The organism is Streptomyces sp. NPDC060198 (genome assembly GCF_042728415.1).
GTDB lineage: Bacteria > Actinomycetota > Actinomycetes > Streptomycetales > Streptomycetaceae > Streptomyces.
The window spans coordinates 1-13612 of sequence record NZ_JBHWZJ010000191.1 but is presented as its reverse complement, the minus strand read 5'-3'; the positions used below and the strand labels follow the sequence as shown (position 1 = coordinate 13612).

Sequence of the window (13612 nt, the reverse complement as noted above, 5' to 3'; positions counted from 1 at the left end):
CCCGACGACGGCTCGCGCCGTCCGCTCAGAGAGAAGTGAGGAGTTCCCCGTCGATGACGGTCACCGCGTTGCCGGTGAGCAGCGTCCGGTCCCCGCGCAGCTCCGTGCGGACCAGGCCGGTACGGGCGGAGCCCTGGAGGCCGGTGAGCGTGTCGCGGCCGAGGCGGGCCGACCAGAACGGGGCGAGCGCGGTGTGCGCGCTGCCGGTCACGGGGTCCTCGTCGATGCCGACCCGGGGAAAGAAGCCGCGGGAGACGAAGTCGTACCCCAGGGTGGGGTCCTCCGCCGCGGCGGTGACGATCACCCCGCGCCGCGAACACCGTACGAGAGCCGCGAAGTCGGGCGTCAGCCCGCGTACGGTCGCCTCGTCGTCGAGCTCGACCAGCAGGTCACCGATGTGTTCGGCGGTGTCGAGCACCAGGAGCGGCTCGGCGCCCAGAGCCCGAGCGAGCCCCTGCGGCACGGCCTCCGGCGTGAGGGAGGAGGTGGGGAAATCCATCGTGTAGGCCGAGTCGGAGCGGGCGACGGTGGTGAGCACCCCGGACCGGGTGGCGAACCGTACAGCGCCCGTGGCCGTCCCCGTCGAGTGCAGCACGTGCGCGGTGGCGAGGGTGGCGTGCCCGCACATGTCCACCTCCGTCGTCGGGGTGAACCAGCGCAGCGCCCAGTCCGCGTCCCCGCCCGGCGGCAACGGGTGGGCGAAGGCCGTCTCCGAGAGGTTGACCTCGGTGGCGATCCGCTGAAGCGCGCCCGCTTCGGGGAAGGCATCGGAGTCCAGCAGGACGACACCGGCGGGATTGCCGGCGAAGGGCCGGTCGGTGAACGCGTCGACGATGCGAATTCTCATGGGGCGACCGTAGCGGGGACGGTTCTCAGGGGTTCTCCCGACCGGCCTCCTCGGCGCGCGTCACCTGCGCGGCAGCCGCGGCGTCCAGCAGGAGCCAGCCGTCGATCTCCACCGGCCCCCGCTCCTCCGGCCGCCACCCGTGGGCCCTCGCCGCGTCGAGCAGCGCGCGGACCGCGCCAGGCTCGTGCAGATTCAGCGAGCTGCCCCGGACCACCCCCACGTCCCCGGAGCCCAGGGGGAACCCGCCCGGCACGTACCGGCCGGGCCCGCTCGCGAAGACGATGCGCAAAAGGCCACCGGTGCCGGGCGGCTGCGGGGAGAGCATGAGGGCTTGGCGGCAGTCGACCGAGCGGCCGTGCTCGTCCTTGCGGTGGCCGTGGCTCTGCCGCCAGAGGTACGTGCGCCCGTCGGCAACCAGGCGGCGAGAGCTTCTCGATTTGCGCGGCACGGGACGGAGGGTACGCGGCGCCGCCCGGCGGCCCGGTCCAGGAGGACCGTGGGTGGTGTCGGTGGCGGAACGGCCTCCGCCTCGGTGCGTGCCAGGGCGATCCGGTGCTCGCGGCAGGCTGGGTGTGTCGTAGGGCGGCCCGATGCCCCTTGATCACGTGGGCAGCGCCGCCGTGAGATCGACCTCGATCAACTGCCCGGCGAAGCCGAGCTGTGCGACTCCGAGCAGCGTGCTCGCGGTGGTGAACGCAGGTCCGATCGACGAGCCGACCAGGCGCCGCCAGGCAGCGCCCAGGGCCCCGCCATCGGCACTGACCACGTAGATCACCGAACGGACGACGTGATCCGGCCGGGCGCCGACCGCGTTCAGGGCCGCAAGGGCGTCGGCCGCCACGTGGTCGACCTGCGCGTCGATGTCACCCGGCCCGACCACCGCGCCGGAACGGTCAAGCGGGCACTGCCCCGCCAGGAACGCCGTCCGGCCCGCTTCCACCACCGTGATGTGGTGATACCCCGGGGTCGGATGGAGCTGTTCAGGATTGATTCGAGTGATGAGGGGCGTCGTACGGGAGAGTCCGGCGATCCGGCAGGTATCGCGCATCGGGTTCCGTCCGGCGGATCACCGGCCCGTCGACGGCCCCCGGTTCCCTCCGTGAGCATTCGCGAAGCGGTCCCCTCACCAAGGGCGGGCGTCCTGCGGGGGCAGCGGACGCAGCTTCGGCCGGTGTTCGAGCAGGCGACCGGCGAGAGCGGAGCTGAGGCTGCCGACGGCGTGCAGACGGTCGTGGTCGCGGGTCATGCCGGCGACCACGCCCAAGCGGTGGACGAGCCGCTCACGGGCGGAGACGTGGCCCCACCTGAAGTCTCCGGCGGGCACCCGGGCGAGATGGTCGACCGTCCCTCGGCGGGCCCGCTCGACGAGCGCGTCGCCCTGGATCAGCCAGCCCACGCAAGCGTCCGCGAGGTCGCCCGGCACGTCCTTCCCGGTGAGGCCGCGCCAGTGGGTCCGGTAGACGTTCTCGACCTCCGCGAGCGGGGCCGCGGTGACCGACATGGCGCACCGGCAGGTAGGGAATCCCATGCGGAAGTAGGCGAGTTCGATCAGTCCGTTGCCGAGCGAGGCACGCTCGAAGTCGACGAAGCGGACGCCGTCGGCGGTGCGCAGATCGTTGCCGGGGCAGGGGTCGCCGTGCAGCAGCGCGTGGTGCGGGGCGGGGTCCAACCGCTCCAGGAGGCCCGCGAGTTCCTCGGGAACCCTGGACGGTACGGGCACGTCGAGCGCCCTGGCCAGGGAGAGGAAGGACTCCGCGTCGGTGGTGGTGGGCCCCGACCAGGCCGGGAGTGTGCCCGCGTCGGCCGGACCGGTCAGGGCGTGCAGGCGGGCGAGTGCCTCGGCGTACCCCGGCATCCAGTCGTCCGTCCTGCCGAGGTCGTCCACGTGCTCCAGGACCATCACCCGCGAGGACAGGTCCGTGGCGAGCACCGCGGGGGCCACCGCGGGCCCGGAGGCCCGCCCTGCCAGGCGCAGCCCGGCGACCTCCCGCGCGAAGCGCGTGTGCGCGTCGGCGCCCGGGTCCCCGCCGTCGGCGATCCGCTTGACGATCACCAGCCGCCGGTCGGTCAGCCGCACCCGCCACACCCGCGACCGCGGACTGCTGTCCAGGAGTCTGGCCGACTTGGGGGTGCCCACGGCGGATCGCAGCATCTCGGTCCACGGAACACGGTTGAACATGTCGGCGAGGGTAGCCGCAGCCGCACGCACGAGCGCCCCCTGGTGGCCGACTTCCGGGCACCCTCGGGGACGGGCACGGATCTGGATGCCCGTACGGAGTCGGGCGGAGCCCTTACGGCGCGGGCTCGCGCCGTCACGGGCGGATCACCACCTGCCGTGCGGGCGGGACGACGGAAGAGGGCCTCGCGACCACCGCTCACGTCGTGGTGTGAGCATGTCGCGAGGCCCTCGTCCCCGTCCTTTGCCGTACTCACGGCCTCAGTTCTCGTCGGCCAGGATGAGGTAGAGCTTCTTCTTGGCGTCGCTGATGACGGCGAGCGCCTTCTGGCGCTGGTCGGCGGAGCCGGTCTTCCAGACCTGGCCGAACGCTTCCATGAGGCCGAATCCGGCCTGCCGGATCTCGTTCACGCTCTCCCAGTCGACGCCACGCCCGGCGTCCTCCCACGGCGCGTCGGGACCGGTCTCGGCCTCGGCGCTCCCGGCCTCGGTGAGCGTGAACAGATTCTTGCCGCCCTCGCTCGCGCTGACGATCAGGCCCTCGTCCTCCAGCAGCTGGAGCGTCGGGTAGACCGAACCGGGACTGGGCCGCCAGGCCCCACCGCTGCGCTCGCCGATCTCCTGGATCATTTCGTAGCCGTGCATGGGGCGGTCCTTGAGCAGCGCGAGGATCGAGGCGCGTACGTCTCCGCGCCGCGCCCGCCCCCGGCCGCCGCCCCGTCCTCCCCGGCCGCCGCCGAAGGGGCCCCCGCCGAACGGTCCTCCGCCGAAGGGCCCGCTGCCGAACTGCGGCCCGAAGGGACCGAAGGCGGCGCGCCGGCCGTCGAAGTCTCCGCGGCCCGGACGCCCGGGTCCGCCCTGTCCGCGGCCGCCTCGGCCGCGCTCGTTGTCGAATCCATGTGAACGCATGACGCGCTCCTTCCGTTGTCCGGATGACCGGTACGTTCGTACCGATGGCTCAACGATATATCGGAAAGTATCGCTGGGCAAGGATGTGGGCCGGACGGTGCTGTCGGCGGGACTGCCCAAGGGCTGACGGTGAGGTCCAGGCACACCTGTCGGAGGTCCATGGCGCGAGGTGTTCCGGCGGACGGATCTCCACGATCACGGGCAGGGTCGTCGCGGGCATGGCCGAATGGCGCAACAGGCCCCCGGACGTGGTCCGTCCCGTCTCTCGTCGTTCCGTCCCGGAGCGAGTGCGACAGGGGTGACTGGGTCGGTTGTGCCTGACATGATGTGCCGATGCAGGCGTCTCAGGGGAGAAGTGCCGGTCTGGGACTCGCCCTGGCCTCGGCGTTCGCGTTCGGCGGCTCGGGGGTGGCGGCGAAGCCGCTCATCGAGGCCGGCCTCGATCCGCTGCACGTGGTGTGGCTCAGAGTGGCGGGCGCGGCGCTCGTGTTGGCCCCCGCTGCCTGGCGGCACCGGAACCTGCTGGGGGAGCGGCCCGCGCTGCTGGCCGGCTTCGGGCTGTTCGCCGTCGCGGGTGTCCAGGCCTGCTACTTCGCCGCCCTCTCCCGTATCCCGGTGGGCGTGGCCCTCCTCGTCGAATACCTCGCGCCCGCCCTCGTGCTGGGCTGGGTCCGGTTCGTGCGGCGCCGGTCGGTCACCCGCGCCGCCGCCCTCGGGGTGCTGCTCGCGGCGGCCGGTCTCGCCTGCGTCGTCGAGATCTGGGCCGGGCTGCGCTTCGACCCCCTCGGCCTGCTGCTCGCCCTGGGGGCGGCCTGCTGCCAGGTCGGCTACTTCGTCCTGTCGGACCCGGGTGCTCCCGGCGCCGGCCAAGAGGGCGGCGAGGGGCGTCGCGAACCGCCGCACCCCGTAGGGGTCATCGCGTACGGGCTGCTGGTCGGCACGGTGCTGCTCACCCTGGTCGCCCGCCCCTGGGGCATGGACTGGTCGGTGCTCGGCTCCACCACCCGGATGAACGGCCACGGGGTTCCGGCCTGGCTCCTGCTGGCCTGGGTCGTGCTGCTGGCGACCGTGCTCGCCTACCTGACCGGCGTGGTCTCCGTACGGCTGCTCTCCCCGCAGGTCGCCGGGGTCGTCGCGTGCCTGGAGGCGGTGGTGGCGACCGTGCTCGCGTGGGTGCTGCTCGGCGAGCGCCTGTCCGGACCCCAGCTGGTCGGCGGGCTCGTCGTCCTGGCCGGCGCCTACATCGCACAGTCCTCGGCCCCGAAAGCACCGTCGGGCCCGATGGTCTCGGGGCCGGTCGATCCTGGTGCTCCGGGCGTGGCGGAGGAGAGCGCCGACCGTATGCGTACCACCGGCGGGGCGGCGTCCGCCTGAGGCCGCGGGGCCGTTCGCCGTCATGGATCGGGCCCGTCGCCCGGCGGCGTTCGGACCGTTCACCGGTGCCGGCCGCACCCCCGTGGCGTGGCTCTTGCCGACAGTGACCCGAACGAGCGTCAATTGCAGATTGACGACCCGTGGGCGTCAACCTACTCTTGACGCATGACGCCACTCAACATCAGCCTCGCCGACCTGATCGCCCGTCTCGACCACGAACTCCCCGACGTGGACCCCCTGGCCCGTATCAGTGAGGCGCACCTCCGCGCGCAGACCCTGTCCGACCTCGGTGAGCAGCTCATCGACCACTATGTCGGCAAGGCCAAGCAGGGCGGTGCGTCGTGGACCGAGATCGGTGCCGCCATCGGGGTGACCAAGCAGGCCGCCCAGCAGCGCCACACCCCCAACCCGTTCGAGCGGTACACCAATCTCAACCGGCACAGCATCGTGCTGGCGCAGGAGGCCGCCCGCACGCACAAGCACGAGTTCATCGGTACCGAACACATCCTGCTCGGGCTGCTCGGTGAGCCGCGGGGCCTGGCCCACGAGGTGCTGACGGCGAAAGCCGGGTCGGAGCAGCGCGTCCGCGACGCGATCGACGTGGTGATCCAGCCGGTCGGGCCGAAGACGCAGCGCGGGCACATCGCCTTCAGGCCGGAGAGCAAGGAGGCCATCGAGCAGGCGATCCGCGCGTCGGCCGAACTCGGCAACGACTGGGTCGGTACGGAACACACGCTGCTGGGCCTGATCCGGGTCGAGGGAAGCCCGGCCGCGCGGATCCTGCACGACCTCGGCTTCACCCCGGACGAGCTGAACGAGGCGGTGAAGACCGGGATCGCCCGACGGTCCACCGCGCGCGAGGAGTAGGGACGAACGGGCGGCGCCACTGGTGCGGTCGCCGCTTCCCGGGGGCTTGCGCGTGGAGCCGCGCAGGGATCCGGCTCCGCGCGCGGGGTTTTCGCATGCGGAGGTCCCGTGTGCGGCTCAGCGCGCCGCGAGGTACTCGGGGACGGGGATCGACGGGTCGAGGTCCTCGGACGGGACCGGGGCGCCGTACGTCCGTGCGACCGGCACCACGCCGGACCAGAACGGCAGGGCGAGGTCGTCCGGATCGTCGTTGGGGCCGCCGGTGCGGAGCTTCGCGGAGACCTCGTCCAGGTCCAGCCGGATGACCGCGGTGGCGGCGAGTTCCTTCTCGTTCGCCGGGCGCGAGTCCTGGGACCGGCCCGCGACGACCTGGTCCACGATCGCGTCGAGCGCGATGCGCCGCTCGTCGGGGTCCGTCACGGTGTACGCGACGCCGTGCGCGACCACCGAGCGGTAGTTGATCGAGTGGTGGAAGGCGGAGCGGGCGAGAACGAGCCCGTCGACGTGGGTCACGGTCAGGCAGACCGGCAGGCCCGGGTCCGTGGTGTTCGCCATCCGGAGCGGCCGGGAACCGGTCGAGCCGTGGATGTAGAGGCGCCTGCCGACCCGGGCGTACAGCGTCGGCAGTACCACCGGGGCGCCGTCGCGGACGAAACCGAGGTGGCAGAGGTAGGCGCCGTCGAGTATCGGGTGCACGACCGCGGGGTCGTAGGAGGCGCGTTCCTTGGACCGGGTGGGGGTGGTGCGCCCGGTCGCCGCGTAGGGGGCGTCGTCCTCGGTCCGAGAGGTCTTTGCCGGGTGGGACTCGGCGGGCGCGGCGGTGTCCGACATTGCGTCTCCTATTGCACTAGTGCATAATGTTGTTTGTGCCAGGAGAATACATGATCACGGGTCGGCGTGCGGCGGAAATTGCCGCGAGCGTGGAGCGGGGAGTGAGTTCCGGTGAGCTCGCTCTGGGGCAACTGCTCCCTCCGATGCGGGAGTTGGCGAACCAATTGAAGGTCAACTCCAATACGGTCGCTGCCGCCTACCGAACCCTGCGCGAGCGCGGGGTCATCGAGACGGACGGCCGCCGGGGCAGCCGGGTGCGCCCGCGTCCCGCCACCACGGCGCGCGGCTCCCTGCGCATCGAGGCGTTGCCGGGCGGCCGGGACGTCGGCAAGGGGAATCCGGACCTCGCGCTGCTGCCGGCGCTGGCCGAGTCATTCGCGGAGGCGCTGCGGGGCTACGGGGAGAAGCCGAGCATGTACGGAGAGCTGCCGGTGGTGCCCGAGTTCGGCACGCTCGCCCGCGCGGCCTTCGCCGCCGACGCGGTCCCCGACGGGCCGATCGCCGCGACCTCCGGCTCGCTGGACGCGATCGAGCGGGTGCTCGCGGCCCACCTCAAGACCGGGGATGCGGTCGGTCTCGAAGACCCGGGCTGGGGAAGCCTGTTGGACCTGGTGCCCGCGATGGGACTGCGCGTCGTACCGGTCGCGGTCGACGAGGAGGGGCCGGCCCCCGCGGCCGTGGAGCAGGCTCTGCGTGCGGGGGTCCGGGCCTTCGTCGTCACCGCCCGCGCACAGAACCCGACCGGTGCCGCGATCGGTGCGCGACGGGCCGGAGAACTGCGCGCCCTGCTCGCCGCGTACCCCGGGGCCCTGCTCGTGGAGGACGACCACGGACACGCCTTCGTCGACGTCCCCTTCCACCCGCTGGCCGGAGCCACCCACCACTGGGCGGTGGTCCGGTCCGTGGCCAAGGCGTACGGTCCCGACCTGCGGGTCGCGGCGCTGACCGGCGACGGGGTCACCATGGACCGGGTGGCGGGGCGCCAGCGGCTCGGCCCCGGCTGGGTGAGCCGGCTGCTCCAGCGTGCCGTGGTCCACCTCTGGAGCACGGGCGCCGTCGACACGCCCTCGGTCGCCCGGTCCTACGGGGAACGCCGCTCGGCGCTCGTCGCCGCGCTCGCGGAACGGGGCGTGGTCGCGTACGGACGCAGCGGGATGAACGTCTGGGTGCCGGTCAGTGACGAGACCGGCGCCGTCGCCCGGCTGCTGCACGCGGGATGGGCGGTGGCGCCCGGCGCGAGGTTCCGGATGGACGCACCTCAGGGGGTGCGCGTCACCGTGTCACCGCTGACCCTGGACGACATCGGCCCGCTCGCCGACGCGATCGCCGCGGCGGCCGGCCCCGCCCGGCCGCTCAGCTACGGCTGAGCGGCTCCGGCCGGCGGAGTGGGGTAGTGGGCGGCGCCGCTCAGCGGGGTCCCCGCAGTTTGCGGAAATCCCAGGAGACGACGGTGTCCGGGGTGAGCCGCAACCAGGCGTGGCGGCCGTCGTGGGGCATGGCGTCGATCCCGAAGTACTTCACCGGGAACAGCGCTTCCACCGCGTCGAGTTCGGGGCACGGCTCGCCCGCGCGCGGGACCTCGCCCACCGGGACGACCTCGCCCCGCAGCTCGACGCCGCGCAACTCCCCGTACTCGTCACCGTCGTCGACGACCACCGCCACGCGCGGGTCCTGGCGCAGATGGGACCAACGCAGGCTGCGGGTGAGCGAGTAGAGCCAGATCGAGGTGCCGTCCCACACGAACCACAGTGCCCCGACGTGCGGATGGCCGTCCGCGCCGACGGTGGCCACCCGACAGGTACGCCGCTCGGTCAGATAGGCATCGCGTTCCTCGTCGCTCAGCATGATCCTGCGGCCTCGCCGTTGAGTGGCGGCCATGGGGCACCTTCCCGTCGTCGACGCGGATTCTCAGGATCATCGGGCCCCCGGGGGCCGCCGCGCAATGCCGGGGACCGGCCCTTCTCAGGCCAGCGTGATCGAACCGTCCGTCACCTTGATCTGCTTCGCGGGCAGGGCGACGGTCGCCGGACCGCCCGTCGGCTCGCCCGTCGCCGGATCGAAGGTGGACTGGTGACACGGGCAGGTGATGGCCCCGTCGGTCACCCCGCTCACCGCGCAGCCCTGGTGGGTGCAGGTGGCCGAGAAAGCCTTGAACTGCCCGGCGGTCGGCTGGGTCACCACGACACCCTGCTCGGCGAAGACCTTGCCGCCGCCCTCCGGGACGTCACCGGTGCTGCCGAGAACCGTGCCGCTCTTCGCCTCGGAGCCGCCGGAGCTGTCGGACGCCCCGCACGCGCTGAGTGCCGCCACCGCCCCGGCCGCGCCCACCGCGACCACCACGGCGCGTCTGCCGGGCCCCGATCCGTACCCCTTGGTCGCTCGTTCCCGCGGTTCGCGTTCCGGATCGGTGTCCGTAACTCCCAGGTTGCTCATGGTGCCCGTGGTGCCCTTCGTGGTGGTACCGGTGGTGCTCATGCCGGGTGAATCCCTTCGTCGTCGTGCGGGTCCGGATCACGGGAACGTACCGGCCGTGAGCCGCGTTCCTGAACGGCCGCTACTCACAGGTTCGAGCCGCTCCCGTCCGTGGCCGTGGCCCGTACCCGCGACCGTCCGGAGCGCGGCACGGTCACGAGTCGCCCGGGGGCGGTGCCGGGGCGACGATGGAAGGAAATCCCGGGGGCCTCTGTGGGACGGGTGAGAGCGTGGTGCGCACCGATGTGCTGATCGTGGGCGCGGGCCCGGTCGGACTGACCGCCGCACTGGAACTGCGCCGCCGGGGCGTCGCCTGCCGGGTGATCGACAGACTGGCGGCGCCGGTACCGCACGCGAAGGCGGTGGGAATCCAGCCGAGGACCTTCGAGCTGTGGGATCGCGCGGGGGTGATCGGCGACGCCCTGGACGCCGCCGTACCGATGCGCGGCCAGCTCGCCTACGTCAACGGCGAGGAGCGGGGCCGCATCGACCTGGAACTCCCGGGGGACGTGCCGTACACCTTCGCCGCGCTGCCCCAGTACGAGACCGAGCGCATCCTCACCGACCACCTGGAACGGCACGGCACGTCCGTCGAGCGCGGCACCGAGCTGGTCTCCTTCGTCCAGGACGGCGGCGGTGTGTGGAGCAGTGTCCTGACGGCGTCCGGCGCGACGGACGACATCAGGTCCCGCTACCTCGTCGGGTGCGACGGGGCGCACAGCGCGGTCCGCAAGGGGCTCGGACTCACCTTCGAGGGCGGCGCGTTCGCCGAGGAGTACATGCTCGCCGACGTGGAGACCGACTGGAGCCTGCCCGCGGGGTACGGCGTCCGCTCGACCCACCTCGGCGACGACGGCAAGCCCGACGACCTGCTCGTCTGCATTCCGCTGCCGGGCCGCTCGCGCTACCGGATGTCGATGCTGGTGCCACCCGAACTGTCCGCGGTGGCCGGCCCGCCCGGCCGGATCGCGCATGGAGCGCAGGAGGGCCCGCGCCCCGGACTCGCCCACATCCAGGCAGTCGTGGACCGGCTCGCACCCGAACCCGCGACCGTCTCCGCGATGCGCTGGTCCTCCGTGTTCCGCATCAGCCACCGCATCGTGGACCGTTACGGCGCGGGCCGCGTGTTCGTCGCCGGGGACGCCGCGCACATCCACCCGCCGACCGGCGCCCAGGGCATGAACACCGGCATCCAGGACGCGGTCAACCTCGCCTGGAAACTGGCGTCGGCGACGGCGGGCCTCGCCACACCCTCGCTGCTGGAGAGTTACGACGCCGAGCGCAGACCGGTGGGGGAGGAAGTCGTCGGCCGCACCGTACGGCACGCCACCGGAGGCGGCGTACAGGCCGACCCCGACGACCCGGCAGCCCTCATGCTGAGGGAGGCCCAACTCCTCGTCGGCTACCGCGACGGCCCGCTCACCGGGGCACTCGCCGGGGTGAGCGACGCGCCGGACTCCGGTGACCGCGCGCCCGACTGCGGAGGGCTCCTCGGACCCCTCGCGACCTACCCGGTACGGCTGTTCGACCTCCTGCGGCGCGGCCCGGACCACATGCTGGTGCTCTACGGGCCGGACGCCGAGGCCCTCGACCGGTTCGGCGGGGCGGTCGCCGAGGTCTCCCGGCGCACGCACGGCAGGGTGCCCGTCGTCGCGGTGCTCGGCCCCGGCGGCCGGGTGGACGGGACCACCCGGGTTCCCGTGTGGAGCGACGGCGGGGCGGAGTTCCGCCGGATCTACCGCACCGCGGGGCCCACCGGCTTCCTCGTCCGTCCGGACGGCTACCTCGCGCTGCGCTTCGGGCCGGACGACGTGACGGAGGTGTCGGCGTATCTCTCCCGGCTGCTGCGCACCTGAACCGGGCGCCGCGGTCCCGAGTGCCGTCCGCACCGCCCGGGCCGCACTCGGAAAGGCGCGGTGTCAGCGACGAAGCGCCGCCGCCCCGGCGTACCGTGCGGACTCGCCCAACTGCTCCTCGATACGCATGAGCTGGTTGTACTTGGCGGTGCGGTCGGAGCGGGAGAGCGAGCCGGTCTTGATCTGGCCGCAGCCCGTGGCGACCGCCAGGTCGGCGATCGTGGTGTCCTCCGTCTCGCCCGACCGGTGTGACATGACGACGGTGTAGCCGGCCCGGTGCGCGGTGCCGACCGTGGCCAGCGTCTCCGTCAGCGTGCCGATCTGATTGACCTTCACCAGGATCGAGTTGGCGACCCCGGAGTCGATGCCCTCGCGCAGCAGGGTCTCGTTGGTGCAGAACACGTCGTCCCCGGTGAGCTGACAACGCGATCCGACCCGCGCCGTGAGGTCCCGCCAGCCCTCCAGGTCGTCCTCGGCCATCGGGTCCTCGATCGACACGACGGGGTAGGCGTCGATCAACTTGGCCAGATGGTCGGCGTTTTCGGCCGGGGTTCGCCGTACGCCCTCCCCGGTGTAGTCGTACACGCCGGCGCGGAAGAACTCGGACGACGCGGGGTCCATGGCCAGGCCGATGTCCGTACCCGGGCGGTATCCCGTGCGCTCGATCGCGGCCACGACGAAGTCCAGTGCCTCCTCGGCGGTACGCAGCGAGGGCGCGAAGCCACCCTCGTCGCCCACGCCCGTGGAGTGCCCGGCGGCGAGCAGATCGCGGCGCAGGGTGTGGAAGATCTCGGAGCCCATCCGTACGGCCTCGGCGAACGTCGCGGCACCGGTCGGGACGATCATGAACTCCTGGAAATCCAGCGGATTGTCCGCGTGCGCGCCCCCGTTGACGATGTTCATCATCGGTACGGGCAGCAGCCGGGCGTCGGACCCGCCGAGGTACCGGTACAGAGGCAGGCGGTGGGCCGCCGCCGCTGCCTTGGCGTTGGCCAGAGAGATCCCGAGGATGGCGTTCGCGCCGAGCCGGGCCTTGGCGGCGGTGCCGTCCGCGGCGACGAGGGCGGCGTCGAGGCCGGCCTGGTCCTCCGCTTCGCGGCCCAGGACGGCTGCGGCGAGTTCCGTGTTGACGTGGTGCACGGCGCGGTCGACGCCCTTGCCGTGCCAGCGCGCAGGGTCTCCGTCGCGGAGCTCGACGGCCTCGCGGGCACCGGTGGAGGCGCCGGAGGGGACCGCTGCCCGGCCCAGTGAACCGTCCGACAGCTCGACGTCCACCTCGACGGTGGGGTTGCCCCTGCTGTCGAGTACGCGGCGGCCGGTGACGGAAGTGATGGCGGTCATGGGAGCCCTTCCCGTTGGTCCGTGACGGGTCCTGCTGCGACGACGGTGGCGCTGGACCCGGCACACGCGACTCTACAGCAATGCTGTTCAGTTGTGCTGTTCAGTAATGCTGCACAGATGTGCTGCACAGATGTGCTGTGTACATGTACCGGCCGGACGTGCTGCCCGGTTCGGCCCGCGCGGCCTGGGATAAAGTGCGGTATGCCCCTCCCGGAATCCGCCGCCGTCGCCGCCGAACTGCGCACAGCCATGGGGAAACTCACCAGGCGCGTGAAGCACGAAGACCAGATGCCGCTCGGCCAGGTGGCCGTGCTCGGTGAGCTGGACCGCAACGGCGCCATGACGACCAGTGACCTCGCGACCGGTCAGCGGGTGCGTCCGCAGTCCATGGCCCGGGCCGTCGGACTGCTCATGGAGCAGGGGCTGATCACTCGCCGAGCGCACCCGACCGACGGCCGCAAGAGCCTGGTCGACCTCTCGGGCGCGGGACGAGCCCTTCTGGAAGAGGAGCGGGAGCGCAGGGCCGACTGGCTCGCGCGGGCCATCGAGGCCGAACTCACCGAGGAGGAGCGGGAGTTGCTGGCACGGGGCATCGCTCTGGTGGAGCGGCTCGCAGCCCACTGAGGGCGTGGCGCGAGCGGGCGGGGCTCGCGGATCGCACGCCGTCCGGGGTGACGGCCCCCGTGGGGTGGCCGGACGTGCGAACGCCCGGACGAGGTGGCGGCCCTTCGGAGAACGGTCGGACACCCGCACACCCGCACGCCCGGACGAGACGACGGACCCTCAGGAATGTCCGGACGCGCGGACGACGGTGGCCGGCGGGCGGTCTCGCGCCCGAGGCCGCGGCTGGCCCCGGTGATCAAGGTTGTCGTCTTGGGGGACAGCGGACCTCCGGCACGGTGCGGCGGACCGGTGGTCCGGCCACACGGTCCGTGAGGC

General features: G+C 72.6%; 14 protein-coding genes. 5 read left to right on the top strand and 9 right to left on the bottom strand.

From position 1 onward, the window contains the following. Positions 1 to 25: 25 nt before the first annotated feature. From ACFWEP_RS22000 to ACFWEP_RS21980, 5 genes are all read right to left on the bottom strand, one after another. Positions 26 to 847 (bottom strand): PhzF family phenazine biosynthesis protein, encoded by an 822-nt coding sequence (locus tag ACFWEP_RS22000; protein ID WP_387372021.1) that lies wholly within the window; start codon positions 845 to 847, stop codon positions 26 to 28. 25 nt (positions 848 to 872) lie between these two features. Then, entirely contained in the window at positions 873 to 1295 is a 423-nt protein-coding gene (locus tag ACFWEP_RS21995) for a hypothetical protein (protein WP_387372019.1), read from the bottom strand. A gap of 153 nt (positions 1296 to 1448) precedes the next feature. Next, a complete protein-coding gene (locus ACFWEP_RS21990) occupies positions 1449 to 1895 on the bottom strand; it encodes a RidA family protein (protein ID WP_387372018.1) in 447 nt (148 codons plus the stop codon). 75 nt (positions 1896 to 1970) lie between these two features. Beyond that, complete coding sequence (locus ACFWEP_RS21985) at positions 1971 to 3026, bottom strand: phosphotransferase (protein WP_387372017.1); 1056 nt, start codon at positions 3024 to 3026, stop codon at positions 1971 to 1973. Positions 3027 to 3284: 258 nt separating this feature from the next. Continuing rightward, positions 3285 to 3932: a PadR family transcriptional regulator gene (locus ACFWEP_RS21980; protein WP_387372016.1), complete on the bottom strand. Its 648-nt coding sequence runs from the start codon at positions 3930 to 3932 to the stop codon at positions 3285 to 3287. Between the two features lie 333 nt (positions 3933 to 4265). Here ACFWEP_RS21980 and ACFWEP_RS21975 point away from each other — a divergent pair, with 333 nt between their 5' ends. Beyond that, on the top strand, positions 4266 to 5306 hold the full coding sequence (locus ACFWEP_RS21975) for a DMT family transporter (RefSeq protein ID WP_387372015.1): 1041 nt from the start codon (positions 4266 to 4268) through the stop codon (positions 5304 to 5306). 165 nt (positions 5307 to 5471) lie between these two features. Further along, positions 5472 to 6173 carry a Clp protease N-terminal domain-containing protein gene (locus ACFWEP_RS21970; protein WP_387372013.1) on the top strand — a complete coding sequence of 234 codons (702 nt, stop codon included), beginning with the start codon at positions 5472 to 5474 and terminating at the stop codon, positions 6171 to 6173. 117 nt (positions 6174 to 6290) lie between these two features. Here the strand turns inward: ACFWEP_RS21970 and ACFWEP_RS21965 are convergent, their stop codons facing one another. Continuing rightward, positions 6291 to 7004 carry a pyridoxamine 5'-phosphate oxidase family protein gene (locus ACFWEP_RS21965; protein WP_387372012.1) on the bottom strand — a complete coding sequence of 238 codons (714 nt, stop codon included), beginning with the start codon at positions 7002 to 7004 and terminating at the stop codon, positions 6291 to 6293. A gap of 35 nt (positions 7005 to 7039) precedes the next feature. Between ACFWEP_RS21965 and ACFWEP_RS21960 the strand changes: the two genes are divergently transcribed. Beyond that, the gene (locus ACFWEP_RS21960; protein ID WP_387372011.1) at positions 7040 to 8371 is read left to right on the top strand and encodes an aminotransferase class I/II-fold pyridoxal phosphate-dependent enzyme; all 1332 of its coding nucleotides are present in this window, start codon (positions 7040 to 7042) and stop codon (positions 8369 to 8371) included. A gap of 40 nt (positions 8372 to 8411) precedes the next feature. Here the strand turns inward: ACFWEP_RS21960 and ACFWEP_RS21955 are convergent, their stop codons facing one another. Then, positions 8412 to 8882 carry a pyridoxamine 5'-phosphate oxidase family protein gene (locus ACFWEP_RS21955; protein ID WP_387372010.1) on the bottom strand — a complete coding sequence of 157 codons (471 nt, stop codon included), beginning with the start codon at positions 8880 to 8882 and terminating at the stop codon, positions 8412 to 8414. Positions 8883 to 8966: 84 nt separating this feature from the next. Further along, complete coding sequence (locus ACFWEP_RS21950) at positions 8967 to 9437, bottom strand: Rieske (2Fe-2S) protein (RefSeq protein WP_387372023.1); 471 nt, start codon at positions 9435 to 9437, stop codon at positions 8967 to 8969. Positions 9438 to 9664: 227 nt separating this feature from the next. Here ACFWEP_RS21950 and ACFWEP_RS21945 point away from each other — a divergent pair, with 227 nt between their 5' ends. Next, positions 9665 to 11332, top strand: a complete 1668-nt coding sequence (locus tag ACFWEP_RS21945; protein WP_387372009.1) for an FAD-dependent monooxygenase — start codon at positions 9665 to 9667, stop codon at positions 11330 to 11332. Between the two features lie 63 nt (positions 11333 to 11395). On the opposite strand, the gene eno is transcribed toward ACFWEP_RS21945, so the two are convergent. Next, positions 11396 to 12673, bottom strand: a complete 1278-nt coding sequence (gene eno / locus ACFWEP_RS21940; protein ID WP_387372008.1) for a phosphopyruvate hydratase — start codon at positions 12671 to 12673, stop codon at positions 11396 to 11398. A 201-nt stretch (positions 12674 to 12874) separates the two neighbouring features. On the opposite strand from eno, the gene ACFWEP_RS21935 reads away from it, so the two are divergent. Further along, a complete protein-coding gene (locus ACFWEP_RS21935; protein WP_387372007.1) occupies positions 12875 to 13297 on the top strand; it encodes a MarR family winged helix-turn-helix transcriptional regulator in 423 nt (140 codons plus the stop codon). Positions 13298 to 13612: the final 315 nt, after the last annotated feature.

Coding starts and splice junctions, on each gene's coding strand:
- ACFWEP_RS21955 (WP_387372010.1), bottom strand. CDS start 8,882: ATGGCCGCCACTCAACGGCGAGGCCGCAGGATCATGCTGAGCGACGAG.
- ACFWEP_RS21980 (WP_387372016.1), bottom strand. CDS start 3,932: ATGCGTTCACATGGATTCGACAACGAGCGCGGCCGAGGCGGCCGCGGA.
- eno (WP_387372008.1), bottom strand. CDS start 12,673: ATGACCGCCATCACTTCCGTCACCGGCCGCCGCGTACTCGACAGCAGG.
- ACFWEP_RS21990 (WP_387372018.1), bottom strand. CDS start 1,895: ATGCGCGATACCTGCCGGATCGCCGGACTCTCCCGTACGACGCCCCTC.
- ACFWEP_RS21935 (WP_387372007.1), top strand. CDS start 12,875: ATGCCCCTCCCGGAATCCGCCGCCGTCGCCGCCGAACTGCGCACAGCC.
- ACFWEP_RS21975 (WP_387372015.1), top strand. CDS start 4,266: ATGCAGGCGTCTCAGGGGAGAAGTGCCGGTCTGGGACTCGCCCTGGCC.
- ACFWEP_RS21945 (WP_387372009.1), top strand. CDS start 9,665: ATGGAAGGAAATCCCGGGGGCCTCTGTGGGACGGGTGAGAGCGTGGTG.
- ACFWEP_RS21965 (WP_387372012.1), bottom strand. CDS start 7,004: ATGTCGGACACCGCCGCGCCCGCCGAGTCCCACCCGGCAAAGACCTCT.
- ACFWEP_RS22000 (WP_387372021.1), bottom strand. CDS start 847: ATGAGAATTCGCATCGTCGACGCGTTCACCGACCGGCCCTTCGCCGGC.
- ACFWEP_RS21950 (WP_387372023.1), bottom strand. CDS start 9,437: ATGAGCAACCTGGGAGTTACGGACACCGATCCGGAACGCGAACCGCGG.
- ACFWEP_RS21970 (WP_387372013.1), top strand. CDS start 5,472: ATGACGCCACTCAACATCAGCCTCGCCGACCTGATCGCCCGTCTCGAC.
- ACFWEP_RS21985 (WP_387372017.1), bottom strand. CDS start 3,026: ATGTTCAACCGTGTTCCGTGGACCGAGATGCTGCGATCCGCCGTGGGC.